We start from the raw sequence: 26,001 nt of genomic DNA, 5'->3' as shown, positions 1-26,001 counted from the left end.
GCGCGGAGTATACCAAGGGGCCTGCCAACTGCAAAGCCTAACAAAGCCTTTAATTAGAACTTGTTATAAGAAAGCTTGGGGATAACCGCCCAAACACGGATCAATTCAGAGACTGACCGACGCGCGGTTCAATGATGTGAAACACCCCATCGGTGAGCTGAGCAGGCGGGATCATGGGGAAGCGGCTGTTGGCAACTTCATAGCGCCCTTCCCACACCGGAACGAAGCGGAACGTCACGGTGGAACGCGCCATCACGCGCACACCGTTCACACAGGCACCGGCAGGGGTCTTGTCGTCCATCTGAATGGTGTCGAGCGCCACGCCTTGTTTCAAAAAATCCGGAGCCCAAATGCTGTGATTTTCGCGGTCCAGGTTGCGCACACGCAGGATATACGGACGGTTGGTTTCGACATACAGAACCATTGGGCGCAGCTCGCCGTTCACGAACTTGGCGTCCAACGTGGTCGCATTGTCCCAGTCGGCTTCCGCCACGACATCTTCACGGTCGCTCAAACAGCTTTGCATCGGCGCACCAACCGATTGTGTCATGTACGTCATGCAGCCTGAAAGCAACGTGGAGGCACCCAAAACCGCGCCCAAAACCGCAAAGCGGCGGGCGGTTCGGCTCAATACAGTTGAGGCCAAGGTTTTTTGGTTCGAAAGCACAGAGTACCCCACATTCGTTAGGCGCGAATCGCACATTACCAAATGTCGCGGAACCATCCAACACAAAGGTGCGAATTTGTTAACCATAATTCACAATTGCCGCGCGATATGTGGATAACTCACACGGACAAAATAATTTGAATGATTATAAATATTTAAGAGCTGCCTTTGCGCGCCGCAATCAAACGCAGCGCTTCACAGCCTTTGTTGTGCAGGTCTTCCATATTGCCGTCTTGAAGCATATGCGCCTTCATATCCAAAAGCGCACCCAACAACGTGGCATCATCGAGATTGTTAAAGCCGGTCATCCGCAAGAGCCTGGTCGGATCGGCGGCGGGGGCCTTACCTTGGAACCCCAATTTTTCGCTAGAGCGTTTGAGCATGTCTTCTATCCCACTGATGTCGCGTACAACGCGCTTATTAAGTTACACAATTATGCATTGATCGGGCAAGTTTAGGCAAGAGGCCTAAGCCGCCACGTTGGCACGATAACTTGACGCCGGATACGTGCCCATGATTTTCAGCGAGCTGGTGAAATGTTTCAGTTCGTCAAACGCCAATTGCATGGGCTTTTCGTCCGGATGGCCTTCAACTTCCGCATAAAATTGCGCCGCTTGGAAGCTGCCGTCGATGATGTAGCTTTCCAACTTGGTCATGTTGACCCCGTTGGTCGCGAACCCACCCAACGCCTTGTAAAGGGCCGCGGGGATGCTTTGCACCCGAAACACAAAGCTGGTCATCACGATGCCTTCGCCCAAGGGCTGGGTTTGCGGCGCGCCCGCCATGATCAAGAAACGAGTGGTGTTGTGTTCAGCGTCTTCAATATTGGCGCGCAGGTCTTCCAGATCGTAAATCTCTCCCGCCAGTTTCGACGCAATGGCACCTTTGGACGGGTCGGATTGTTGACTGATCATGTGCGCAGCCCCGGCCGTGTCGGCGTGCACCGTTGGGGTGAGGCCCAGTTCTTTAATGATGCCGCGACATTGGTTCAGCGCATGCACGTGGCTGTGCACTTCTTTAAGATCTTCGATCTTTGCGCCTTTGATGGCCAACAGGTGGTGATCGATGCGTTGGAAGTGCTCGCCGATGATGTGCAGGTTGGAGCCCGGCAACAGATGGTGAATATCCGCCACGCGCCCTGCGACTGAATTGTCGATGGGAATCATCGCCAGACGCGCCCGTCCGTCGTGCACGGCGGCAAACGCGTCTTCGAAGCTGTAGCACGCCAAGGTGTCCATTTCGGGAAAAACCTCGCGGCACGCCATATCGGAATTGGCGCCGGGTTCACCCTGAAAGGCTATGGTGTTGTTTGGCATGTTAAGCTCCCAAAATCGCGCGGGCGCGGTCTAAATCTTCTGGAGTATCAACGCCGAAGGGAACCGTGTCAACGCGCGCGGCGTCAATGCGCATACCGCTTTCGAGCGCGCGCAGTTGTTCCAACCGCTCGCGCTGTTCCAACACACCGGGCGAGAGTGAAACAAACCGTTCCAGCGCGGCGCGGCGATACGCATAAATCCCAATGTGGTGATACAGCGGGCCGTCGCCGGACGGCGTGGTCGCACGGGAAAAATACAGCGCCCGGCCCACATCTTCTGCGTCTTTGAAACCCACCACGGCCTTGACCACGTTGGGGTTAGTTTTTTCGTCCTCGTCAACGATCTCAGCCACCAAGGTGGCAATATCCACATCCGGATCCGCCAAGGGCTTGACCGCTGCCTGAACCACTTCCGGGTCCAAGACCGGAAGGTCGCCTTGCAAATTGACGATGGCGTCATACTCGCCTTTGGGATCGACCGATTGCAACGCTTCGAAGATGCGGTCGGAGCCGGACGGGTGACCCGGATCGGTCAGCACCGCTTGGCCGCCCGCCTGTTCCACGGCCTCTTTAATCTCAGGCTCCGCGCACGCCACCACGACCGGGCCGATGTCGGCTTCTTCGGCACGTTTGAGGACCTGCACAATCATCGGCAGCCCGGCGATATCGGCCAGCGGCTTGCCGGGCAAGCGCATGGACGCCATGCGGGCGGGAATGATGACGATTGGTCTCAGGGGGGGATTAAGCTGGGTTAAGCTCATGTTCAGGCCTCAAAGGATAGGGTTTGACGTCTTAAAGACCACATCCCCGATGATGGTTCAAGACCTTGCTTTATAAGGCTTTGATCGTTGCGGGGGGAAGGTCGCACGTGTATGGTCTGCAAAGACCTTTTGAACCGCGTAACGTCTCAATAATAAATAGGTTTCAAATGTTGAAAAATATTGTGGGCGCATTGGCCCTGACGGTTTTTGTTTTTGTCGCTGTGAACCTTGTCGGCGATCTGGCTTTCCCGCCGCAGTCCTCTTCTCCCAGCGTTGCTGAAAAAGCCCCCGAACCCGTGCCCGCACCCGAGCCCCAAGCTGAGCCTGAAGAAACGGTTCAAGCTGAGCCCGCACCCGAGCCAGCCCCAGAGCCAGCCCGAGAGCCAGCCCGAGAGCCCGTTGTCGCAACAGACCCTGAGCCCGCACCTAAAGCCATGGTCGAAGCCGCCCCTGAACCTGTGGCAGAAGTGGTTGCCGCCGTCACCGGCGATGTCGACAAGGGCAAAAAGACCTTTCGGCGCAAATGCAAGACGTGCCACACCTCCGACAAGGGCGCGCGCAACATGACCGGGCCGAACTTGTTCAACATCGTCGGGCGCGACAAAGGCAAAGTCGAAGGTTTCCGCTATTCCAAAACGCTTTCTCTCATGGGCGGCACTTGGACCGAAGCCGATATCCTCAGCTTCATCGCTTCGCCGCGCACGTACGTCACCGACACCAAAATGGCATTTGCGGGTCTGAAAAAAGAAAAAGACCGCCAAGACGTTTTGGCCTATTTGAAATCGTTAAAGGACGAATAGACCGATGACGGATTACACAGCCTTCGCCGATCTTGCCCAACGTCTGGCCGACGCGGCCAAGCCGGAGATTATGGACCGCTTTCGCACCGGGATTGCCGTGGACGCCAAGTCCGACGCCTCACCCGTGACCGAAGCCGACCGCATGGCCGAAAAAGTCATGCGCGCGCTGATCAATGAGACCTACCCCGATCACGGCATTTTGGGCGAAGAATATGGCGACGAAAATTTGGACGCCGAGTTTGTCTGGGTCTTGGACCCCATCGACGGCACCAATTCCTTTGTCACTGGAAAGCCTTTGTTCGGCAGCCTGATTGCGCTGTGTCACCACGGCGTTCCGGTGGTCGGCGTCATCGACGCCCACGCAGCAAACGAGCGCTGGGTCGGCTGCAAAGGCCAGCCGTCCACCCACAACGGTGCGGTTTGCACCGTGCGCGCCTGCGCCGCCTTGGACAAAGCGTGGCTCTACACCACCACACCCGAACTGTTCGAAGGCGACAATGAAACGGCGTTTAACGCACTGGCGAAAACGGTTTGGCGCCGGGTCTACGGCGGCGATTGTTATGCCTATGGCCTGTTGTCGTCGGGCCATGTGGATTTGATCTGTGAAGTCCAGCTGGGTACCTACGATTACGCCGCCCTTGTCCCCGTCATCGAAGGGGCGGGCGGCATCATCACCGACTGGTCGGGCGCAAGCCTCACCATGGACAGTGACGGGCGTGTCTTGGCGGCGGGCGACAAAGCGCTGCACGCAAAGGGGTTGAAGATAATCAAACCGTTTGCCTGATGCCATACAAACACCATCTTTTTTGAAGATATAAAAGCTGAAAACACATACACGACTGCACACTGGGGAGAAAACTGTTGAGCTTGAAATCCGTCTTATTGGCCGTCGGCACGGCTGTGGCTCTCTCCATCCCCAGCCTCGCGCTGAGTGCCGACGTCTCACCCACCCACGCCATCGCCATGCACGGCGAGCCCAAGTACGGCCCGGACTTCAAACATTTCGACTACGTCAATCCAACCGCCCCCAAAGGCGGCACCTTGCGCCGCGCAGGCTTTGGCAGCTTTGACAACTTCAATGCCTTCATCCCCAAGGGCGAAACGGCAGATGGCGTCGGTATGCTGTATGACAGTTTGCTGACCTCTTCGGCGGACGAAGCGTTCACGGAATATGGGCTGTTGGCCAAATCCGTCGAAGTGCCCCAGGACCGTAGCTGGATCACCTTTCATCTGCGCCCCGAAGCCAAATGGCACGACGGCAAATCCATCACCGCCGAAGACGTGAAATGGACTTTCGACACACTGATCGCCAAAGGTGCGCCGCTGTACAAGTTCTATTACAAGGACGTCGAAAAGGTCGAAATCCTGGACCCGCTTTCGGTGAAGTTCACCTTTTCCACCAATGAAAACCGTGAGCTGCCGTTGATCATCGGCCAGATGGCGGTGCTGCCCAAACACTATTGGGATACGCGCGATTTCACCAAAACCACGTTGGAGCCGCCCTTGGGCTCCGGCGCATATAAGATCGGTAAGTTTGAAACGGGACGCTCCATCGAATATGACCGGGTTGAGAACTATTGGGGCAAAGACTTGCCCGTCAACGTTGGCACCAACAACTTCGACCATCACCGCTACGACTACTTCCGCGACGGCAACATTCAGGTTGAAGCGTTGAAGGGCGGCGCGGTGGATTTTCGCTTGGAAAACATTTCGAAAACCTGGGCCACGGCTTACGACATTCCGGCGGTTGAACAAGGCCAGTTGGTCAAAGAAGAAGTCCATCACAATCGCCCCCAAGGCATGCAGGCGTTCATCTTCAACACGCGCCGCACGAAGTTCCAAGATGCCCGTGTGCGCCGCGCGCTGGGTTATGCGTTTGATTTTGAATGGGCCAACAAGAACCTGTTCTACGGCCAATATACCCGCACGCGCAGCTATTTCGACAACTCCGAGCTCGCCGCAACGGGCCTGCCCAGTGAAGACGAGCTGAAACTATTGGAGCCCTTGCGCGGTCAAATCCCCGACGCCGTGTTCACCGAAGTTTACAATCCCCCCGCCACCAAAGGCGATGGCCGCATTCGCACGAACTTGAAAGAAGCCGACCGTCTGTTGAAAGAAGCGGGCTGGGTCATTCAAGGCAAGGACCGTGTGAACACAAAGACAGGCGAAAAGCTGGAAGCTGAAATCATTTTGGTGCAGCCGACGTTTGAACGCATCGTTTTACCGTTTGCCAAAAACTTAAAACGTCTTGGCATCACCTTGAATGTACGCACCATCGACCCGCCCCAATACATCCAACGCATGCGCAGTTTTGATTTTGACATCATGGTGTCCAGTTGGGGCCAATCAGATTCGCCCGGCAACGAGCAGTTGGGCTATTGGGGCAGCGCTGCCGCGGACACTGCTGGCAGCCGCAACTACATCGGCATCAAAAGTGATGCCATCGACAACTTAGTCGCAAAGATCATCGCCGCGCCCACACGCGAAGATTTGATCACCCGTGTGCGTGCGCTCGACCGGGTATTGCAACACGGCCATTATGTCATTGCGCATTGGCACATCGCCTATGACCGCTTGGTCTATTGGAACAAGTTTTCCCGCCCCGACGTCACCCCGCAAAAAGGCGTGCAAATCGGGGCGTGGTGGTATGACGAAGCCAAAGCCGCCACGTTAAAAGCCCAAGGGAAGTAGTCAGCACACCCATGTTCAACTACATCCTCCGCCGCTTAGCCCTGGTGATCCCGACCTTGTTCGGGATCATGGTGCTGAACTTCGCCATTGTGCAAATCGCACCCGGCGGTCCGGTGGAACAAATGATCGCGCAAATCCAAGGCCTCGACGTCGGGGCCACAGCCCGCATCACCGGATCGGGCAGCGGTGACGCCAGCGCAGGCGGGGGGGCGTCGAAGTCCCAACCTTCCAGCTCCAGCGGCGGACAAACCAAGTACCGGGGTGCTCAAGGGCTCGACCCGGAATTCGTCAAAGAGATCGAAAAGATGTACGGCTTTGACAAGCCCGCGCACGAACGCTTTTGGATGATGTTAAAGAACTACGTCGTATTTGATTTCGGGGACAGCTATTTTCGCGACCGCGCCGTCATTGATTTGGTCATCGATAAAATGCCGGTGTCCATTTCGTTGGGCCTGTGGACGACATTGTTGGTCTATATGATATCCATCCCGCTGGGCATCATGAAGGCGGTCAAAGACGGTTCGCGCTTCGACATTGCCACGTCCAGTGTGGTCATCGTCGGCAATGCCATCCCCAGCTTTCTGTTCGCCATCTTATTGGTGATCTTGTTCGCAGGCGGGCGATATTTCGATTGGTTCCCACTGAGGGGCATTGTGTCGGACAATTGGGATGAGCTCACGACCTGGGGCCAGATCACGGATTATCTGTGGCACATGGTTCTGCCCGTGGGTGCCATGGTGATCGGTGGGTTTGCCAGCCTCACCATGCTCACCAAGAACTCGTACCTGGAAGAAATCAACAAACAATACGTCATGACCGCGCGCGCCAAGGGGCTTAAAGAAAACCAAGTCATGTACCGCCACGTGTTTCGCAACGCCATGTTGATTGTCGTCGCGGGCTTTCCCAGTGCGTTCATCGGCATTCTGTTTACGGGTTCGTTGTTGATTGAGATCATCTTCTCTTTAGATGGTCTTGGGCTGTTGGGCTATGAGGCGGTGATCAAACGCGACTACCCCGTCATGTTCGGCACCATGTATGTGTTCACGCTATTGGGCCTGATTTTGGGCATCTTGGGTGATGTGATGTATCACATCATTGATCCGCGCATCGACTTTGAAACGGTGGAGCGCTGACATGGTGAAGCTCTCCCCGCTCAACCAGCGCCGTTTGCAAAACTTCAAAGCCAACAAGCGCGGGCTGTGGTCCTTTTGGATTTTTATGGTGATGTTTTTGGGCTCGCTGTTTGCCGAGCTGATCGCCAACGACCGTCCCATTTTAGTGAGTTTCCAAGACGAGCTGTATGTTCCCATCTTGGTCGAATACCCCGAAACCACCTTTGGCGGATTTTTGGAAACGCCCACGGATTATTCCGATCTGGACGTGCAAGACATGATCACCGAAGAGGGCTGGATCGTTTGGCCGCTCATTCGCTTTTCCTATGACACGGTCAACTATGCCCTAACCTCCCCAGCACCCAGCGCGCCGGACGCCGTCAATTGGCTCGGCACCGACGACCAAGGCCGAGATGTGGCTGCACGCTTGATCTACGGCTTTCGCATTTCCGTCCTGTTTGGCCTGACGCTGACCATTCTCAGTTCCATCATCGGCGTGGCTGCAGGAGCAACGCAAGGATACTTCGGTGGGCTGGTAGATTTGCTCGCCCAACGCGCCATCGAAATTTGGGCCGGATTGCCGATGATGTTTTTGCTGATCATCTTGGCCAGTGTGGTACAACCGAACTTCTGGTGGCTGTTGGGCCTGATGTTGCTGTTCAGTTGGACCAGCTTGGTCGGTGTGGTGCGGGCTGAATTTTTGAAAACACGAAACTTCGATTACGTGCGTGCCGCGCGGGCCTTAGGCGTCAGCAATCGCACCATCATGTTTCGCCACATTCTGCCCAACGCCTTGGTTGCGACGATCACCTTCTTGCCGTTTATCCTGTCGGGCTCTGTCACCATTTTAACCGGGCTCGACTTTTTGGGCTTCGGCCTGCCTGCGGGCTCCCCGTCTTTGGGCGAGCTGCTCAACCAAGGCAAAGCCAACCTGCACGCGCCGTGGCTGGGCATCACTGCGTTTTTGGTGCTGTCTGTCATGTTGACCCTTTTGGTCTTTATTGGTGAAGCTGTACGCGACGCCTTGGACCCCAGAAAGGTGTTTCGCGCATGAGCAAGCTTCTGGAGGTCAAAGACTTATCCGTCACCTTTGGCGAAGGCCCGCGCGCCGTTGAAGCCGTGCGCGGTGTGTCCTTCCATGTGGAGCGGGGCGAGACCGTGGCATTGGTCGGCGAAAGTGGCTCGGGTAAATCGGTGTCGGCTCTGTCCATCATGAAGCTGCTGCCCTATCCGTTAGCCAAGCATCCGTCGGGCTCCGTCAAGTTTAAGGGGGAAGAGCTGATGGACGCGCCCGACGGCGTGATGCGCGCTTTACGTGGCTCTGACATTTCCATGGTGTTTCAAGAACCGCTCACCAGCCTCAACCCGCTGCATCCCGTCGGCAACCAAATCGCCGAAATGATCACCACACACCAGCCCTTGACCAAAGCACAAGTCCAGGCCCGTGTGGAAGAGCTGATGGACGTGGTTGGCCTCAGCGCACAAATCCCACGTTTGAAGAATCTACCCCACGAATTTTCAGGGGGACAGCAACAACGCATCATGATCGCCATGGCCTTGGCGAACGAGCCGGACCTGTTGATCGCAGACGAACCCACCACGGCGGTGGACGTCACCATTCAAGCCCAGCTGTTAAAACTTCTGGCCGATCTGCAAAAGAAAATGGGCTTGGGCATTTTGTTCATCACCCATGATTTGGGCATCGTGCGCCGCATTGCGGACCGGGCTTATGTGATGCAAGGCGGTGAATTGGTTGAAAGCGGTGACACCGCATCCGTCTTCGACAATCCCCAGCACCCCTACACCCAGCGCCTGTTGGCGTCCGAGCCCAAAGGCCGTCCCGACCCGGTGGTCGCAGGTGCGGCCGAAGTGTTGCGCGCCGACGACATCAAGGTCTGGTTCCCCATCCAAAAAGGCTTCATCCGGCGCACCGTGGGACACGTCAAAGCTGTGGACGGCATCGACGTTTCTGTGCGCCGAGGGCACACGCTGGGCATCGTCGGCGAAAGTGGTTCAGGGAAATCCACATTGGCGCGTGCGTTGTTGCGCTTGGAACGCTCCAACGGTGTGATCCGGTTTAAGGACCAAGAGATCCAAAATCTTGACGGCAAGGCATTGCAGCCCCTGCGCGCCGACCTTCAAATCGTCTTCCAAGACCCGTTCGGATCGCTCAGCCCGCGCATGTCGGTGGCACAAATCATCGGTGAAGGTTTGTTGGTGCACGACCCGGCCAGTACCGAAAAGACGCGCCGACAAACCGTCGCAGAGGTGTTGGAAGAGGTGGGTTTAAGTGCCGACATGATGGATCGCTACCCCCATGAATTTTCCGGGGGGCAACGCCAACGCATTTCCATCGCACGTGCCTTGGTCTTGAAACCCGACGTGATTGCCTTGGACGAACCCACCAGCGCCCTAGACGTTTCGGTGCAAGCCCAAATCGTCGATCTGTTGCGCGACTTACAAAAGAAACATGAGCTCACATATGTGTTCATCAGCCACGACCTCAAAGTCGTGCGGGCCTTGGCCCACGATGTGATGGTTATGCAAAAAGGCAAAGTGGTTGAATATGGTTCGGCCCAACACATCTTCGACAACCCACGCGTGGCCTACACCCGCGCGCTGATGAACGCCGCGTTCAACCTGGATGCCGACGACAGTGGTGTGGTTGGCATATGACGGTTGTTTTAATTCGCCCCGATGCCCACGCGACTTGGGCCAAAGCGTTGCGCCGCCATGCACCGGAATTCGACATTGTGGTTTGGGGGCAAGACGAAGTTGAAGTTACCCAAGTCGAATACGCCTTGGTGTGGAAGCCGGAAGCGGGGCTACTCACCAGCTTCCCCAACCTCAAAGGCATTTATAATTTAGGCGCGGGGGTAGATGCCCTGTTGACTGACGCAACCTTCCCCAAACACATCCCGCTTGCGCGTTTGGTCGACCCCAAGCTTTCCTCCGGCATGGTCGAATACGTGGTGCATTGGGTTTTGCACTTTCACAGAGATTTTCATCGCTACGGCCAACAACAGACTTGGCGCCCCCATGATCAGGCCGATACGGCAAAACGTGCCGTGGGCATTTTGGGTCTGGGTGAACTGGGCCAAGACTGTGCACATGCTTTGTTGATGTTGGGTTTTGAAAACGTGGCCGGCTGGAGCCGCTCGCAGAAAGAACTGCCCGGCATTCAAAGTTTTGCAGGTGTTGAAGAGCTTGATGCTTTTCTGGAACGCACAGAGATTCTGATTAACCTGCTGCCCTATACCGACGACACACATCATATATTAAAAAGTGACACCTTTGATAAGCTGCCCAATGGATCTTATTTCATCAACGCTGGACGCGGGGAGACGGTGAACGAGTCCGGCCTGATTGCGTGTTTGCAAAACGAATACATCCGCGCGGCGGCCCTAGACGTGTTCGAAACAGAACCGTTGCCCGAAAACCACGCGTTTTGGACCATGCCCAACGTCACCGTAACGCCGCACATCGCATCCGTCACCGACCCCAACTCCGCCGCACAAATCATCGCCGAAGGTTTGCGTGCCTGGGATGATGGGCAGACGCCCGACAACTTGGTGGATATCCAACAGGGGTATTGATCTACTTCAACTTCCGCCGGGCCGTCTTCGGGATCACGCGGGCACGTTTTTCGACTTGTTCCACGACCAAGGCCGCAATGTCTTTACCGGTGGTTTTTTCGATGCCTTCCAAGCCGGGCGATGAGTTGACTTCCAACACCTTCGGCCCGGCGTCGGAGCGCAGCAAGTCTACGCCGCAAAGCTCCAGCCCCATCACCTTCGCTGCTTTCACGGCTGTGGCGCGTTCTTCTTTGGTGAGGCGCACTTTCACGGCCTTGCCGCCACGATGGAGGTTGGAGCGATACTCACCCTCTTCGGCAATGCGTTTCATCGCACCCACGACTTTGCCGCCAACCACCAAACAGCGCACATCTTCGCCACCGGCTTCTTTGATGAATTCCTGAACCAAGATGTTTGCGCCCAGGCCTTGGAACGCACCGATGACGGACTCGGCGGCTTTTTTGGTTTCGGCCAACACCACACCGCGCCCTTGCGTGCCTTCCAACAACTTCACCACCAAGGGTGCGCCGTCGACGAATTTGATCAATTCGTTGGTGACTTTCGGAGAGCGCGCAAAACCGGTATTGGGCATACCCACACCGCTGCGCGCTAAAAGTTGATGGGCGAACAACTTATCGCGTGAAGCCCCAATAGCGTTGGAGGCATTTAAGCAATACACCCCCATGGCTTCGAACTGGCGCACAACAGCCATGCCGTAAAAGGTCACGGACGCGCCGACCCGGGGAATGATGGCATCGAAGCCTTCCAGCGCACGGCCGTCAATGTGAACTTCCGGATTGTGTTGCGTGATGTTCATGTAGCACTGGGTGGTGTTGATGATCTCCACCATGTGGTTGCGTTCCGCAGCCGCCTCAGCCAAACGCTGTGTCGAGTAATTGTTGGGCTCACGCGATAAAATGCCGATCTTTAAATTCTGCCGCCGAGTGGGCGATTTGGGAAAGTCCGCATACACGCCCTCTTCCATTTCGCCCTGCACGAACGATGCGTTGGGATCGACGATCATGTCATCGGTCAGCGCACTTCGTCCAAACAACATGCGGTACTGCATGGTTTCACGGTTCGTCAGTGAAATATCGATGGGCCACGTTTGCCCACCGATGGAGACCGGCGTGCGAATAACATAACGCAGTTCCGTTTCGCCGTTGGAACTGGTGACTTGGCGCTGGTCCACCAATTCTGCCGAACAGAACACTTCGATGTCTTGGTTGCCCGGCACCGGATGAATGCCAAAGCGCACACGGCGTTTGCTTTCGGGGCCGTAGGGTTCAACCACAAACGCATGCAGCGCAGATGTGCGCGCGCCGGTGTCGACCTTGGCGCAAATGGCGGGCAGGCCCAACTCGGGAAGGGCCAACCATTCCTCCCACCCGACAACAAGCTTGTCCGGGGCGAGGTCCTGAATGTCATCGCTCATGACGGACATCCTCTCAATATTTAATTGTGCTGTAACAACTCTTCCATCGTCGCACGGGCCGAATTGAGACGTGGGGTCCAAAGCCCCCGGTCCATCGCTTCCATGAGACGTTCAATCATCTCTTTAAGCGCATCTGGATTGTTTTGCATCAAAAAATTTTTGACAATTTCGTCATCTAAATACGCTTGGAACACCGCATCGAAGTGATGATCCTTCACACAATGCGCTGTCGCCGCGAACGACACCAAATAATCCACCGTCGCCGCCATTTCAAAGGCACCCTTATAACCGTGGCGCATGACGCCTGCGATCCATTTGGGGTTGACCACGCGCGCGCGCACCACGCGGCCGATTTCATCTTCCAGCGTTCGGGCCTTGGGCGTTTCGGGGCGGGAGTTGTCCACGTGCCAAGTGGCGGGTTGAGCACCGGACAGAACCCTGACCGCTGCCGTAATGCCGCCTTCGAATTGATAATAGTCGTCACTGTCCAGCAAATCATGTTCGCGGTTGTCTTGGTTTTGCACCACGGCTTCGACGGATTTCAGACGCGTTTCAAACAGGCCGTGATGGGCCTCGCCTTCAGCACCAGAGCCATAGGCATACCCACCCCAAGCCACATAAGCCTTGGCGAGGTCGGCTTCCGTCTCCCAGCCTTTTTCATCCATTAAAGCCTGCAACCCAGCACCGTAGGCACCGGGCATGGAGCCATAGACACGAAAGCCTGCGCGGCGATTCGCTTCTTCGGCGTCTACGCCAGAAGCCACCAGCTCAGATTGTTCGTCTTTCATGCGCTGCGCCAGAGGGTTTTGGGAGGCGGGCTCATCCAATGCCCCAACCGCGCGCACGGCACTGTCGAACAAGTCGATGAGACCGGGAAAGGCGTCCCTGAAAAAGCCGGAGATGCGCAGCGTCACATCCACGCGCGGACGCCCCAAAACATCGGCGGGCATCACCTCAAACCCCGTCACCCGACGGCTCGCCGCGTCCCAGGTGGGCTGGACACCCATTAAGGCGAGGGCTTGTGCAATATCGTCACCGCCCGTGCGCATGTTGGACGTGCCCCACGCGGTCAAGGCCATGGTCTTGGGCCATTCACCGTGGGCTTGCACGTGTGCGTCCAAGAGGATCGACGCCGATTTCCACCCCAGCGTCCAAGCCGCAGGTGTAGGCACCGCACGCGTATCGACGCTGTAGAAGTTTCGTCCCGTCGGCAAAACTTCGGGGCGACCACGCGTCGGCGCACCACTGGGGGCGGGCTCGACAAACTTGCCTTCCAGACCGCGAACGATGCCATCCAGTTCCGCTTGCCCGCAGGCTTCGACAGCCGGGCGAATGCGCTCTTCGATCTCGGTCAAAACCGCATCGGTACGATCCCAAGTCCGTTTGGCTTTGCGTGTGCCTTTGATGATGTCGAGCGCCAAAGCTTCCAAACGCTCCACCGTATCGCCGTTCGTGCGCCAAGGCCCTTCGCCTGTGAGGACATCTAGTTGAGGCCCAAGCCAGGGCGGACCCATGTCGCAATCGAGCGGATCAAAACCCAACTCTAAATCGTCGGCCAGCGCGCGGATCAAGGACACGTCCTTGTCTTGAGGACCACGCGGCACCCGCACCAAGGCGACCAGAAGGGCGTGCAACAAATCGTCTGTTGGGCTTTCGCCGAAGATATGCAGTCCATCGCGAATTTGCATTTCTTTGAGCTCGCACAAATACGCATCCAGCGTGGCGAGCCGCTCGTCTTCACTTTGGCCGTCCTTCATACCCGCGTCTTGGGCCAAGCCCGTCACGTGACACAAATCCAAAATGTCTTGTTTGAGAATTTTCGTGCGGCGCGGGTCAGACCCTGCGGCTTCGAAATATTCGTCCACCAGCTGTTCCAAGTCTTTCAGGGGCCCATAGCTTTCCGCACGGCTCAGCGGTGGGGTCAAGTGATCGATGATCACCGCACCGGCGCGGCGCTTGGCTTGCGTACCTTCGCCGGGGTCGTTGACGATAAACGGATAGAGATGCGGCAGTGGGCCCAAGGCGACTTCGGGGAAATCGTCCGCGCCCAATGCCAACGCGCGCCCCGGCAACCATTCCAAGTTGCCGTGCTTGCCAAAATGAATGATGGCGTCGGCGTCGAAGTCTTCACGCATCCACGCATAAAACGCCAAGTAGCCATGCGGCGGCACCAAGTCCGGATCGTGGTAGGTTTTTTCCGGATTGATGTTGTAGCCACGCGCGGGCTGCAAACCCACCGCGACCTCACCGCACAAGAACGCGGGGATGGCAAAGTCACCGTCTGCGCGCACGAACGGATCGTTTTCGGGGGCACCCCATTGGTCGGTGATGCGTTTCTTAACGCTGTCTGGGAGATCATCAAAGAAGTCTTGATAGTCTTTCATCGCCAATGTGAGGTCCGCCGTCTCAAGATTTTTGTGCGCGTTGGTCGGCCCGGCCTTCATGCGTTCGACCAAGTCATTGCCGTCTGCAGGAATGTCTTCAACGTCAAAACCTGCCTCTGCCATGGCACGCAAGGTGTTGACCACACCCGCAGGCGTGTCGAGCCCCACGCCATTGCCCAGGCGGGCATCACGGTTGGGATAGTTTGCCAACACGATGCCCACGCGCTTGGACCAATTTTCTTGGGTGCGCAGCCACGACCAGCGTTTGGCCAGCTCCGCGATAAAGGCGATGCGATCCAGTTCTGGCTTATAGCTCACCAGATCGCACTGGGTCGCGTCGTCGCGTTCGGACAAATCTTTGAACGAGGCCGCACGGGTTAATATCCGCCCGTCCACTTCGGGCAAGGCCACATTCATGGCAATGTCGCGCGGGCCCAGCCCCCAGGTGTTGTCCACCCAACTTTCACGATTGCCGCCCGACAGAACCACTTGCAATACGGGGACATCAAAATGGTCCCATGGTGTGGCGACGTGTTCCGATCCCGGAGACGACGCGGCAAAGCCCGTGGTGTTGAGCACGCAGCCCATAGAATACAAATCGTCGGTATAGGCCCCGTCCAAAAGCTCGGTCACCGTCGCTTGACTGATGGGGTCTTTTAACGACGCCACATACAGGGGCACAGGGTTCACGCCTGCGTCTTGCAGGGCATACACCAGTTCGTCAATCACGTCTAAGTTGGAGCTGAGAAACAACGCACGATAAAAGATGATGGGCACCAAGGGTTCGCCATCGCGCCAGTCTTCCCACTTGATGTCCGACAACGCCACCCCGCCTTTTTTCGGCCAATAGAGACCCGCCGGCAAAACTGGGCGCGGTTCGGCGTAGTCGATGTCAAAGCCGACGACCTTCGCCGCACACGCCAAAAAGTCTTGAGCGTTATCGGGCCCGCCGAGGCTTAGGTACTGCCACAAACGGTGTGCGTTTTCGCCGTCCAACGTCGACAGGCTGGCAAGCTCCGCATCCGGCTGATCGTCACCGGGCAAAAACGCCACGGGGATGTTTTTGGCTTTGCAGGCGGACGCCACTTCATCAACACCGTACGTCCAATAGCCGCGCCCACCCAACACCCGCACCACCACAAGCTTCGCATGACGCACGACGTCGTCCACATACAGGTCCACGGACATGTTGTGGCCCAGGTGCAGCATGTTGGCGAGGCGCAACGTCGGAAACCCGTCCAGGCCTGCACTCACCGAACGGTTGGCCAGCGCAAGGGCAGAGATTTCCGTGTCCGCTGCTGTGATAACAACAATGTCACCGGGGCTCTGGCCCAGATCAATGGCTTCCGATCCGTCTTGAATGGCTCCGGGTTGGGCGGCGAGAAGGTGCATCAGGCAGCGCTTTCTTGGATCTCACCGGACAACGCCGCCGTAATTGCCACCTGATCCAACCCCGCTTGTCCAATCACCACCAAGCGACCTTGGCGGTCTTCACCGTCGGCCCAGGGGCGGTCGAAGTAGCGGGTGAAGCGCGTGCCCACACCTTGCACCACGTGGCGCATGGGTTTTCCGGTAACGTCGACGAACCCTTTGATGCGCAGAATGTCGTGAGCTTTAACCAGCTCGATCAACTGTGCTTCCAACTGTTCCGGATCGGCTTGGGTGGGCACGTCAACAATGAAGCTTTCGAAATCGTCATGGCTATGGTCATGATGATGGTGGTGATCATCGTCGTGGTCGTGATCGTGATGATCATCAGGTTCATGACGCGACGGGCGGGCGTCCAGATCATCTTCGGCGCCTGCGTCCAGGCCCAGCAATACATCCACGCCCACATTGCCGTGGGACGTGGCCACCACATGCACACCGGGGCGGAGTTTTTGTTTGAGCTTTTCGATCAACGCTTCGGCTTTGTCTTCGCCCAACACATCGGCCTTGTTCATCAGCACCATGTCGGCGGCCAACAGTTGGTCGTGGAACAAATCGTCCAGCGGGTTTTCATGGCCTAAGCTTTCGTCTTCTTTGCGCTGTTGTTCCAACGCGTCCATGTCCGACGCAAACTGACCGTCTGCCAAGGCCGGGCCGTCCACGACAGACACCACGCCGTCCACCGTCACGCGGGTTTTGATCTCCGGCCAGTTGAACGCGCGGATCAGCGGTTTAGGCAAAGCAAGACCCGACGTCTCAATGACAATGTGATCGGGGGCGTCTTCGCGTTCCACCAAAGCTTCCATGACCGGCAAGAAGTCGTCGGCCACCGTGCAGCAAATGCAGCCGTTGGCCAGCTCCACCACATCGTCTTCGTTGCAACCTTCAATGCCACAGCCATTGACGATTTGGCGATCAATCCCCAAATCGCCAAATTCGTTGATGATCAGCGCAATTTTTTTACCACCCGCATTTTCCAGCATGTGACGGATCAGCGTGGTTTTGCCGGCACCTAAAAATCCGGTGATGACGGTGGCGGGAATTTTCGACAATGCAGCCATGGGAAGTCCTTTATTGATTTTTCAGCTCTTGGGGCAATCCGGCGACCACCAAGACCACACGGTTCGCCTGTGCAGCCGTTATTTGGTTCACAAAACCCAGCGCGTCAACAAAAGATCGCGCCACCGGGTTCATGGAGATCACGCCCAGGCCCACTTCGTCGGACACCACGATGACGGGATCGGGGTGTTTGCGCATGGCTTGGGCGATGATTTCCGCCTCAACCACCGGGCTTTTTTGGGCATGCAGCATGTTGGACACCCACATGCCGAGGCTGTCGATCAGCACGGGCTTGCCGCTATGCAGTTTTTTGGCTTGGGTGAGTGCGTGCACCAGATCAAGCGGCTCTTCCACTGTCACCCAGCCTTCGCCGCGCCGCTCTTGATGGGCTTCGATGCGTTCCGCCATTTCCGGGTCCGACGCATGGCCCGTCGCCAAATACACCGCACCGTTCGCCAGCAAGCTTTCCGCGTAGGCACTTTTGCCGGAACGTTGTCCGCCGAGAATAAGGGTGAGGTTCGCAAGCATCGGTTATCCTTTCTTTGAGCCCAGAGACTATCAAATCTGGTTCAACGCCACCACCCGCCAGCTGCCGCCGCGCATGGTTCTCAGCCCTGACGAAATGTGGTCCAGCCGCGTTAAAGACGTGTTTTGCACATCCAGGGCCAAGGCTTGCTCTGCCGACAAGCCCAAGGCATGGGCCACAGCACCACGGATCGATCCCGCGTGCGCCACACAAATGATGTCGCGCCCGGCGTATTCGTCGAGCAGTTCTTCCAGGCGCACGCCGACCCGCGCGCACACGCTGGCGAAACTTTCGGACTTATAATCGTCCGACGGTGGCGGTGCGGTGGTCGCGGGTGCGTCCCAAAAGGCGGCTGACTGGTCTTCGGGCAATGCGCCTATGTCATCCCACGTCAAATTGGTCCAGGCCCCAAACGCCTGTTCGGCAAAGTCTGCATCCGCTTTGGGATTTTTACGCTCCGCCCCGGCGTCTTGCAAAGCCTCGGCGGTTTGTTTGGTGCGCGACAGGTGCGACGTGATCCAGTGCGCGCCTTTCGGCAGTTTCCCAGCCAAGCGGTCAAACGATGCTTTGTCGCTGACATCCGCAGGCACATCCATTTGCCCCGACAAGCGTTTGTGCTCCGCCCCCACCACGGGGGCATGGCGCACGAACCACCAGCGCGTGATCACCGCATCGCTCATGTGTAAAACACCGTGCGAAAGGCCACGGCAAGCCCAGCCAAAACGGCAGCCTCGATCAATTGTTCCGTGGCCCCCAGCACGTCTCCGGTAAAACCGCCGATTTGGCGTTTGGCAGTCCAGCCCATGACCACGGCCACAGCCGCTGCTAAAATGCTCGCCAACAGACCGGGCCAAAGACCCAGAGTCAACAACACCACCAACACCCCGATGATCGCCGTGACGATTGCGTCGTCGCGCGTGGGAATGCCCGCCGCCGTGCCCAAGCCGCCTTCGCGCGCCGGGGTCATCAACGACATCATTAAGGGTAATGCCGCACGGCTCAACACATGGGCACCAACCAGCGCCCCGGCGGCCAAGCCCGGGCCGTTGAAGCTGCCCAGTGTGGTCACCTTAAAGCCCACCACCAAAATCAGCGTCAACACTCCGTAGGTGCCGATGTAGCTGTCTTTCATAATCTCGAGCTTTTTGGCGATGGAGCGCCCGCCGCCAAAGCCGTCGGCGACGTCAGCCAAACCGTCTTCGTGCAGCGCCCCGGTGATGAGTGCCGCGACCATCAATCCCAAAACAGCGGACGCCATGGGGTGCAGGCCCAGCTGTGCCCCGGCCCACACCGCGCTGCCGGCGAAGGCCCCCACAAACAGGCCGACAAACGGCCACGTCTGCACGGTGTCTGACAGCGGGATCATGCCCAACCCTTTGTCTTTCGGGTCCACGCCGACGACTTCGCCGGGCATGGGCTTGTTCCACCAACTGGGCAGCGGCACGCGGGTCAAAAACATCCACGCCACGGTGAAACGGTTCACCCACAGGCGGAAAAACGACAAAGAGGGCCCACCCCTGTGCAGGTCGTCAGAGTTGGATTTATCGGCGGATTTGCTCATGGTGCACTCATTTTCGATGACGGCGAGGTCTCACACAGTGTATATATGTTTTCCAACCATAAATCTAAGCCTTTGCGCCCATATTGCGAGCCCCTACCATGACCAAAATGCCGGATATTATTTCCCTCGACGACGTGCGTCAGATCCTCAGCGACCTGCCCGGGCCGGACCTAGAAGCCGCCGCAGCCGCCAAAGCGCACGAGCCGAAACTGACCAAGCCTGAAGGCTCCTTGGGCCGGTTGGAGCAGCTGTCCGCTTGGGTCGCTGCCTGGCAAGGCCGCTATCCGCCGCGCATGCAAACCCCCAACGCCCACGTCTTTGCGGGCAACCACGGCGTGGTCAAACAGGGCGTGTCGGCGTATCCGTCCGACGTCACGGCGCAAATGGTCGCAAACTTTGAAAACGGCGGGGCTGCCGTCAACCAGATGTGTGAAGCGCTGGGCGTGGGCCTGTGTGTCGAATCCATGGATTTAGACAACCCGGTGCAGGATTTTACCGAAAACCCAGCCATGGGCGACGCCGAATGCGCCGCCGCCATCCAATTCGGCATGAAGGTCGTTGACGAAGCCTCCGACGTTGTGTGCTTGGGCGAAATGGGCATCGGCAACACCACCGCAGCCTCTGCCATATGTTTTGCCCTGTACGGCGGCAATGCGCTGAGCTGGGCGGGACCGGGCACAGGCCTGGACAAGGTCGGCATCGGCAAAAAGGCCGAAGTGCTCAACATCGGCATCAAAAACTACAAAGGCCATATGCAAGACGGCCTGGATGCGCTGCGCTTGTTTGGCGGTCGTGAAATGGCGGCCATCACCGGTGCGGTCATCGGTGCGCGCTTGAAACAAGTTCCGGTTCTGCTGGACGGGTTCGTGTCCACCGCGTCGGCTGCGGTTTTGCACAGCCTCAACAAACGCGCGTTGGACCACTGCAAAGTCGGCCACGTCAGCCAAGAGCCCGGGCACAAAGTGCTGCTCGAAAAGCTCGGCAAAAATGCGGTTTTGGATCAGAACATGCGCTTGGGCGAAGCCACCGGAGCAGTCCTGGCCGTCAGCATGCTCAAAGCCGCCATCGCGTGCCACACCGGCATGGCGACATTTGGTGAAGCGGGTGTGAGTGCGAAAGGCTCGGATTAGTTAAAAAGCCTAAAATTGCCTCTAGACAACCCATCATTGGATTTAAGAGTTAATTTTCTGACATTCGTAAAGTAGGTGCAATGATCGTCAGCAATGCTGGATGTACCACTCAACTCTTTACCGTTTGGATCATTAAATACTGCTGTGGCCAATAAGGTCGAGGTCCCCTTCAAAAGCTTGACTTTACAAATTCGGACGATAAATGGTCGACCGCCAACAATGACATCCTGGGACGCCCCGTTTTCAATCCGAAATTCATGTTGCTTTCCGATGAGTGATTCTGCTTTTGCAAAACTCGGTGCGATTAGCGCCAAGGTGAATGCCAGCATGATATGCTTAATCATGTACGACCTCCTGACAAGGATTGGATTGTTGCTAAGAGCTCGAATATACACCCATGATTGAACTTTGTTATAAAAAATCTCGACATTGGGGTATAAGCGTAGGTCCTAAAAACTACTCCCCTTGGCTCATCAACAGTCCTTTGATGCGCGCTTGTTTCATCATGTAGAGAAAAAACGCTGTGGCAGAGCTGAGCAGCACGGCGTTTAAGCCCACGGCCCAGGCGAAGTGCATCCACGAAAATGTGCCTTCAAACAGAACTTGGCGCATGCCTTCAAAGGTGTGTGCACTGGGCAGCGACAGAGCCACCCATTGCAGCCACTGGGGCAGCGCGTCCACTGGGTAATAAATTGCACTGATGGGGGCCAGCAAGAATATGCCTAACCAACACAGGCTCTCTGCCCCCAATCCAAAGCGCAAGATCAAGCCCGCCACGGTGATGCCGATGATCGAGCCGAACACCAACAGGTTCGCAAAAAACGCAATCAGCGGGATGCCCAGTTCAAACACCCACACGTCGTAAAGCGGCATGGCGAGGAAGGCGGCCGGCGTGACGGAAATCAGGGTGCGCACCAAGCTCATCAAAATCAGCGCGGTAATCAATTCAGCGTCGCGCAAGGGGCTGACGAACAACTGGGCCAAATTGCGCGACCACATTTCTTCGATGAACGGCAACGACACGCCCAAGTTCGCGCGGAACAAAACATCCCACAGCAACACCGCTGAAATCAAAACGCCCGCGGCTTCGGCAACCCAAGATGAGTGGCCCATGAAGAACTTGGTGACAAACCCCCACAAGATCATTTGGATCAACGGCCAATAGGCGAGCTCCAGCAATCTGGGCCACGAACGGCGCAGGACATAGAGGTGACGCAGCATCACCGCCAAAATGCGACGAGCGGAAAAGGCCGTTTGCGGCATGCACACATCACTGTGAATTTGATGCTGGTGTTCGGGGCTCACTGGGCCGCCTCCTTCCCTCGCGCGATGTCTAAGAACACCTGTTCCAAGTTTTCGCGGCCATGGCGTTGGATCAGGTCTTGGGGGGCGCCTTGATCGACGATTTTGCCGCCGCGCATCATCAACACATTATCAGCCAAGCGTTCGACCTCACCCATGTTGTGACTGGCGAGCAAAATGGTCGCTCCGGTTTTTTCGCGGTAACGTTCCAGATACGTCCTCACCCAATCACCCGTGTCGGGGTCCAGCGAGGCGGTGGGTTCATCCATCAACATCAGGTCCGGCGCATTCAGCAACGACTTCGCCAACGCCACCCGCGTCTTTTGCCCGGCGGACAATTCGCCGAACGGGCGGTTTTGAAACCCTGTCAGTTCCAAGTCTTCGCTGAGCTCCGCAATGCGGGCTTTGACGTCTTTAATGCCATACAAGTGTGCATAGACGGTCAGGTTTTCCCACACCTTCAAGCGGCGCGGCAGGTCCACATACGGGCTGGAAAAATTGATTCGTCCCAACACCTTGTGGCGTTCAGACGGCATCTCCGCGCCCAGCACTTTGACCGAGCCTTGGGTGGGGCTGAGCAATCCCAACAGCATGGAAATGGTCGTGGTTTTGCCCGCACCGTTGCCGCCCAGCAACGCCACCGTCTGGCCCGGCTCGACACGAAACGAAATGCCTTCGACGGCGTGCACCTCGCCAAACGTTTTGTAGAGGTCTTGGACGTCGATGATGGGTTGGGAGGTCTCTGCCATAAGCTTTTAAGTCGTCGTATCCCGTTCGATGCGGTGTTTGATCTTCAACAGTTGGCGACGGCGTTCGTCTTCTGCAATCAAATGTTCGACGTAGTGGCCTTGGAACATGTTGATGCCAACGGAGCGGCCAAAGTCCACGGCCTCGCGGTTGTCGCAGCGTGCCAGAATCACGCGGGTGCGCCCCGCTTCCTGCACCATGTCGCGCATTTGTTTACGCATCGCCGAGCCGCCGTCGATCAGTTCGGAGTTCCACATGACTTTGAAATAATCCACACCCAAACGTTCGCGGTTGATCATGGACATATTTTGATGCGTCAAACCGTCCAAGCAAATGCGATAGCCTTTTTCCTGGCAGTATTCACGCACGAACAAAAACGCGCCTAAGTCTGCGAAGATATCGATCTTTTGCAGCTCCAAAACCATAGAACCGCGCCGCGCCGCCGAAATGCCGTCGTCAAACGCGATGAAGTCTTGGCTCATAAGCGTCGAGACATTGACGTTAAAACTGATATCGCCCGTGATGGAAAAACGATCCGTTTTCGACAAAAGGGACAGGATGCGACGGTCCAGGCTTTCCGTCAGATATTGAAACAGCCAACGATTGGACGTCAGGTTGATGCCCGGCATCATGGTTTCACGCAAATCCATGATGGAAATGTAGAGCTCTGAAAAAATCGGTTCGGGCACCAATTTTTTGCTGACACCGCAGACAAATTGGCGGCGCACCAAGCTGGTCAAATCGGTGCGTTGCAAAGCTTTCACGGCGCGGCCCAAAATTTCCGGGCTCAGCGCATCGCCGTGGTCTTGGCGCGCTTTGAGCGATGCGCGCACGTTGGAGCGAGTGGAGGGGCGTTTTTCCTCCGCCCCTTCGTCGCTCATCTCGCGCACCATTTTGATCAGATCGTCATAGCCCGTTTCCACATCGAACCAGTTGATGAACGCCGAGTCGGAGCGGTCCTTTTCATCGAACAGCGGGTCGTCGGAAAACAGGAACTTGACCTTTTGCACCGTGTCTTGAACGCGGGTGTTGACTTCGCCCTTGTAGATGAAAAACAGATCCATGTTTTTCAGCTCAAACAGCTGCCCGGCAAGCTCCGACACCAAACCTTCGAAACTGTTGGTCGCGGCGCGCACATGGTGTTCGCGCCGGTTGGCCGGCATCAGGGCTGACAAATTGATCCGCACCGCCTTGCGGCCTTCGCGGCGGTTTTCCAAACGGCGCAGATATTCCAACAACAACTGTTCTTGGGTGCGCCGGTGCATGTGAGAAGAGGCCGAGCCCGATTGTGTCGCCATCAGCGCCGACCCTCCAACTTGCGTGTGCGTGCTCGCGTCAATCCCATCCGATCAACCCCTTGCTGACCATGGCGTCGACGACTTTGTCGATGAAGTGCCCTTGATAACGCCGGATGCCCATCTGCAAACCCCAGCCCACACCTTCTTCTGTGTCCACGCGGGACAACACCACGCCGCCTGGAGGCATTTTGGCGACCACTTCGCGGATTTGCTTGGTTTGTTCAGAGCCCAAACCGCCCTTCAATTCCTGACCCCAGGTGATCTTGATCATATCTGCCCCCAAAAGGGACGGATCGAAAAAATGCAACGTCAACGGATTGAGCCCGTCGATCATCACCTGATAGCCGTTGTCCTGCAACCAATCGCGCACTTCGGCGTAGGCCCCCATGTCGGCGAACACGTCGATGATTTGAATTTCGACAATCACCTTGTCGGTGTTGTCACCCACCAACCCATGGAAGTTTTGGAACGGGCGGGTCATGATGGTGGAGATGTTCAAATTCACACTGACGGGAACGTCCATGTTGGAAAAGTCCAGGCGAGACATCACTTCCAACACGCGCGCATCAATCGTTTCAGACAAAAACTGAAACAGCCAATGGCTGGAAAAGATGTTGATGTCCGCCGCGATGCGCTGACGCAACTCTTCCATGGCGATATAGTGTTCACGATACGCCAGTTTTTGTTTTTTACCTGCCGTGACTTCGACGGCCGGTTGGCGGTGCACCAAATCACCGACGCGCACCTCCAACAATTTTTGCAAAATCTTTTGCAGTTTGTCGGGCAACAACGGCTCGCCCTGCATGGCTTTGGACGCCCGCCCTGTGGTGATATTTTGCGACAGCTCCGCTTCCACTTCGGAGATATGCTCCATCGCTTCTTGAATAGCAGCGACGAAATCTTTGAGATCGTTCGGCTGGGTCAGGTCGTACCACGTTGAAAAACGGTCTTCGGCGGAACCGTCTTCGGTATCGGTCAGCGGGTCTTCGTTGAACATGGCGCGCACGCGAAAAACCACGTCGTCCACATCGTCGATGGGCGTGTTGCGGCACAACAGCACAATATCCGAATTTACGAATTCAAAGCCCTGAACGTCTTGGTTTGACACCAAGCTGTCCACAGCGCGGCTGACCATGCGCAAAAAGTGCGGTTGGCGGTTGGACGGGCGCAATTCGGACAAGTGGAGATGCACCGCAAAGACACCGGACATGATGTTGCGCATGCGCTCTAAGACATCCAAAAGCCTTTTTTCTTGGCTTACGGGCTTGCCTTGTTCTTCGCCCCCAATGTAAGCCGCTGAATATTCCGCCATTTCGGCCCCAGTCTCCGAATAAAAAGTCGATTCTGCCATGGTACGGATATGTGGTTAATAGGCAATGACCGATTATACTCTCATATGAGGTTCGAACGGTTCCAGAAGACCTTGAGTGTTCGGCGCGAATCCCCACATACTGCGCATTATGGATATCGAAACGCCCCAAACCAGCCTTTCACAGTCCCCGAGCATCCCGCCGGGGACACGCGTATATGCTGTCGGCGATATCCACGGGCGTTCGGATCTCTTGGATCAGTTGCTGCAAACCATTGCAAAAGATAGCGTTTCTGCACCCGATGAAGTGCATTTGGTGTTTTTGGGGGACTACGTTGATCGCGGACCTGACAGCAAACGCGTGTTGGAACGTTTTGTCGGGCTCAAACGCGAACGCCCGTTTATCGATTTCGAAATCCATATTCTCAAAGGCAATCACGAAGTCCTGATGGAAACGTTTTTAAATGGCGACGACGGCGATATTTGGTTCAATGCGGGCGGATTGGCCACGTTGGTGAGCTACGACGTGCCTTATTTGCCCAAAGATGGGCCGATGATGCGCGAATCACTCGCCTACGCCTTGCCCAAATCCCACAAAAAGCTGCTGAGCAAGATGGAGAACATCCACTGTGTCGGCGATTATGCCTTCGTTCATGCCGGCGTGCGCCCCGGTGTGCCCATCGATCAACAAGACCCCGACGATCTGACGTGGATCCGCCGTGTGTTTTTGGACTCAGAAGAAGATTTCGGCAAAATGGTGGTGCACGGCCACACGCCGGTTGCGGTTCCGGACGTCTTGCCCAACCGCATTGCCATCGACACCAAGGCGTGGTGTTCAAACACCTTAACGGCGATTGTTTTAGAAGGCGAAAGCCAGCGCTTTCTGTCCACCTAATCAAGG

General features: G+C 56.6%; 24 protein-coding genes. 9 read left to right on the top strand and 15 right to left on the bottom strand.

Going from position 1 to position 26,001, the window contains the following annotated elements; all coding sequences use genetic code 11:
* Positions 1-100: 100 nt before the first annotated feature.
* From V5T82_RS01535 to V5T82_RS01520, 4 genes are all read right to left on the bottom strand, one after another.
* On the bottom strand, positions 101-667 hold the full coding sequence (locus tag V5T82_RS01535; RefSeq protein WP_332893813.1) for a hypothetical protein: 567 nt from the start codon (positions 665-667) through the stop codon (positions 101-103).
* A gap of 155 nt (positions 668-822) precedes the next feature.
* Complete coding sequence (locus V5T82_RS01530; RefSeq protein ID WP_332893812.1) at positions 823-1,050, bottom strand: conjugal transfer protein TraD; 228 nt, start codon at positions 1,048-1,050, stop codon at positions 823-825.
* 84 nt (positions 1,051-1,134) lie between these two features.
* Positions 1,135-1,983 carry a prephenate dehydratase gene (locus V5T82_RS01525; RefSeq protein ID WP_332893811.1) on the bottom strand — a complete coding sequence of 283 codons (849 nt, stop codon included), beginning with the start codon at positions 1,981-1,983 and terminating at the stop codon, positions 1,135-1,137.
* A gap of 1 nt (position 1,984) precedes the next feature.
* Positions 1,985-2,743, bottom strand: coding sequence for a 3-deoxy-manno-octulosonate cytidylyltransferase (locus V5T82_RS01520; protein ID WP_332893810.1), 759 nt, complete (start codon positions 2,741-2,743; stop codon positions 1,985-1,987).
* Positions 2,744-2,910: 167 nt separating this feature from the next.
* On the opposite strand from V5T82_RS01520, the gene V5T82_RS01515 reads away from it, so the two are divergent.
* The 7 genes from V5T82_RS01515 (at position 2,911) to V5T82_RS01485 (ending at position 10,942) form a co-directional block, all read left to right on the top strand.
* Positions 2,911-3,543: a c-type cytochrome gene (locus V5T82_RS01515; protein WP_332893809.1), complete on the top strand. Its 633-nt coding sequence runs from the start codon at positions 2,911-2,913 to the stop codon at positions 3,541-3,543.
* Between the two features lie 4 nt (positions 3,544-3,547).
* Positions 3,548-4,327 (top strand): histidinol-phosphatase, encoded by a 780-nt coding sequence (gene hisN, locus V5T82_RS01510; protein WP_332893808.1) that lies wholly within the window; start codon positions 3,548-3,550, stop codon positions 4,325-4,327.
* 77 nt (positions 4,328-4,404) lie between these two features.
* Positions 4,405-6,234, top strand: coding sequence for an extracellular solute-binding protein (locus V5T82_RS01505; protein WP_332893807.1), 1,830 nt, complete (start codon positions 4,405-4,407; stop codon positions 6,232-6,234).
* Between the two features lie 11 nt (positions 6,235-6,245).
* Positions 6,246-7,367, top strand: a complete 1,122-nt coding sequence (locus tag V5T82_RS01500) for a microcin C ABC transporter permease YejB (RefSeq protein WP_332893806.1) — start codon at positions 6,246-6,248, stop codon at positions 7,365-7,367.
* A 1-nt stretch (position 7,368) separates the two neighbouring features.
* Positions 7,369-8,400, top strand: coding sequence for an ABC transporter permease (locus V5T82_RS01495; protein WP_332893805.1), 1,032 nt, complete (start codon positions 7,369-7,371; stop codon positions 8,398-8,400).
* Positions 8,397-10,022, top strand: a complete 1,626-nt coding sequence (locus V5T82_RS01490; RefSeq protein ID WP_332893804.1) for an ABC transporter ATP-binding protein — start codon at positions 8,397-8,399, stop codon at positions 10,020-10,022. The genes V5T82_RS01495 and V5T82_RS01490 overlap by 4 nt, the downstream gene beginning before the upstream one ends.
* A complete protein-coding gene (locus tag V5T82_RS01485) occupies positions 10,019-10,942 on the top strand; it encodes a 2-hydroxyacid dehydrogenase (protein ID WP_332893803.1) in 924 nt (307 codons plus the stop codon). Before V5T82_RS01490 ends, V5T82_RS01485 begins: the two co-directional genes overlap by 4 nt.
* 1 nt (position 10,943) lies before the next feature.
* Here V5T82_RS01485 and rimK read toward each other — a convergent pair whose 3' ends face one another.
* From rimK to cobS, 6 genes are read right to left on the bottom strand one after another with little or no spacing between them, the layout of a single operon-like run.
* Positions 10,944-12,356 carry a 30S ribosomal protein S6--L-glutamate ligase gene (gene rimK, locus V5T82_RS01480; protein ID WP_332893802.1) on the bottom strand — a complete coding sequence of 471 codons (1,413 nt, stop codon included), beginning with the start codon at positions 12,354-12,356 and terminating at the stop codon, positions 10,944-10,946.
* A gap of 20 nt (positions 12,357-12,376) precedes the next feature.
* Positions 12,377-16,132 (bottom strand): cobaltochelatase subunit CobN, encoded by a 3,756-nt coding sequence (cobN, locus tag V5T82_RS01475; protein WP_332893801.1) that lies wholly within the window; start codon positions 16,130-16,132, stop codon positions 12,377-12,379.
* Positions 16,132-17,229: a cobalamin biosynthesis protein CobW gene (gene cobW / locus V5T82_RS01470; RefSeq protein WP_332893800.1), complete on the bottom strand. Its 1,098-nt coding sequence runs from the start codon at positions 17,227-17,229 to the stop codon at positions 16,132-16,134. The genes cobN and cobW overlap by 1 nt, the downstream gene beginning before the upstream one ends.
* A gap of 10 nt (positions 17,230-17,239) precedes the next feature.
* Positions 17,240-17,755: a bifunctional adenosylcobinamide kinase/adenosylcobinamide-phosphate guanylyltransferase gene (gene cobU / locus V5T82_RS01465; protein WP_332893799.1), complete on the bottom strand. Its 516-nt coding sequence runs from the start codon at positions 17,753-17,755 to the stop codon at positions 17,240-17,242.
* Positions 17,756-17,785: 30 nt separating this feature from the next.
* Complete coding sequence (locus V5T82_RS01460) at positions 17,786-18,433, bottom strand: histidine phosphatase family protein (protein WP_332893798.1); 648 nt, start codon at positions 18,431-18,433, stop codon at positions 17,786-17,788.
* A complete protein-coding gene (gene cobS / locus V5T82_RS01455) occupies positions 18,430-19,314 on the bottom strand; it encodes an adenosylcobinamide-GDP ribazoletransferase (RefSeq protein WP_332893797.1) in 885 nt (294 codons plus the stop codon). Before cobS ends, V5T82_RS01460 begins: the two co-directional genes overlap by 4 nt.
* Before the next feature lie 98 nt (positions 19,315-19,412).
* Here cobS and cobT point away from each other — a divergent pair, with 98 nt between their 5' ends.
* On the top strand, positions 19,413-20,444 hold the full coding sequence (gene cobT / locus V5T82_RS01450) for a nicotinate-nucleotide--dimethylbenzimidazole phosphoribosyltransferase (protein WP_332893796.1): 1,032 nt from the start codon (positions 19,413-19,415) through the stop codon (positions 20,442-20,444).
* Here cobT and V5T82_RS01445 read toward each other — a convergent pair.
* The 5 genes from V5T82_RS01445 to V5T82_RS01425 all read right to left on the bottom strand — a co-directional run bounded on the left by V5T82_RS01445 (position 20,441) and on the right by V5T82_RS01425 (position 25,103).
* Complete coding sequence (locus V5T82_RS01445; protein WP_332893795.1) at positions 20,441-20,788, bottom strand: hypothetical protein; 348 nt, start codon at positions 20,786-20,788, stop codon at positions 20,441-20,443. The two genes, cobT and V5T82_RS01445, sit on opposite strands and share 4 nt — an antisense overlap.
* Before the next feature lie 112 nt (positions 20,789-20,900).
* Positions 20,901-21,749, bottom strand: a complete 849-nt coding sequence (locus V5T82_RS01440) for an ABC transporter permease (RefSeq protein ID WP_332893794.1) — start codon at positions 21,747-21,749, stop codon at positions 20,901-20,903.
* Positions 21,746-22,495 carry an ABC transporter ATP-binding protein gene (locus V5T82_RS01435; RefSeq protein ID WP_332893793.1) on the bottom strand — a complete coding sequence of 250 codons (750 nt, stop codon included), beginning with the start codon at positions 22,493-22,495 and terminating at the stop codon, positions 21,746-21,748. The genes V5T82_RS01440 and V5T82_RS01435 overlap by 4 nt, the downstream gene beginning before the upstream one ends.
* Positions 22,496-22,501: 6 nt before the next feature.
* Positions 22,502-23,791, bottom strand: coding sequence for an EAL domain-containing protein (locus V5T82_RS01430; protein ID WP_332893792.1), 1,290 nt, complete (start codon positions 23,789-23,791; stop codon positions 22,502-22,504).
* Positions 23,792-23,828: 37 nt separating this feature from the next.
* A complete protein-coding gene (locus V5T82_RS01425) occupies positions 23,829-25,103 on the bottom strand; it encodes an EAL domain-containing protein (RefSeq protein ID WP_332893791.1) in 1,275 nt (424 codons plus the stop codon).
* A 115-nt stretch (positions 25,104-25,218) separates the two neighbouring features.
* Between V5T82_RS01425 and V5T82_RS01420 the strand changes: the two genes are divergently transcribed.
* The gene (locus V5T82_RS01420; protein WP_332893790.1) at positions 25,219-25,995 is read left to right on the top strand and encodes a metallophosphoesterase family protein; all 777 of its coding nucleotides are present in this window, start codon (positions 25,219-25,221) and stop codon (positions 25,993-25,995) included.
* Positions 25,996-26,001: the final 6 nt, after the last annotated feature.

The organism is Magnetovibrio sp. PR-2 (assembly GCF_036689815.1).
Lineage (GTDB): Bacteria > Pseudomonadota > Alphaproteobacteria > Rhodospirillales > Magnetovibrionaceae > Magnetovibrio.
The sequence above is the reverse complement of the archived record's forward strand: the minus strand, read 5'-3'. Positions and strand labels throughout refer to the sequence as shown.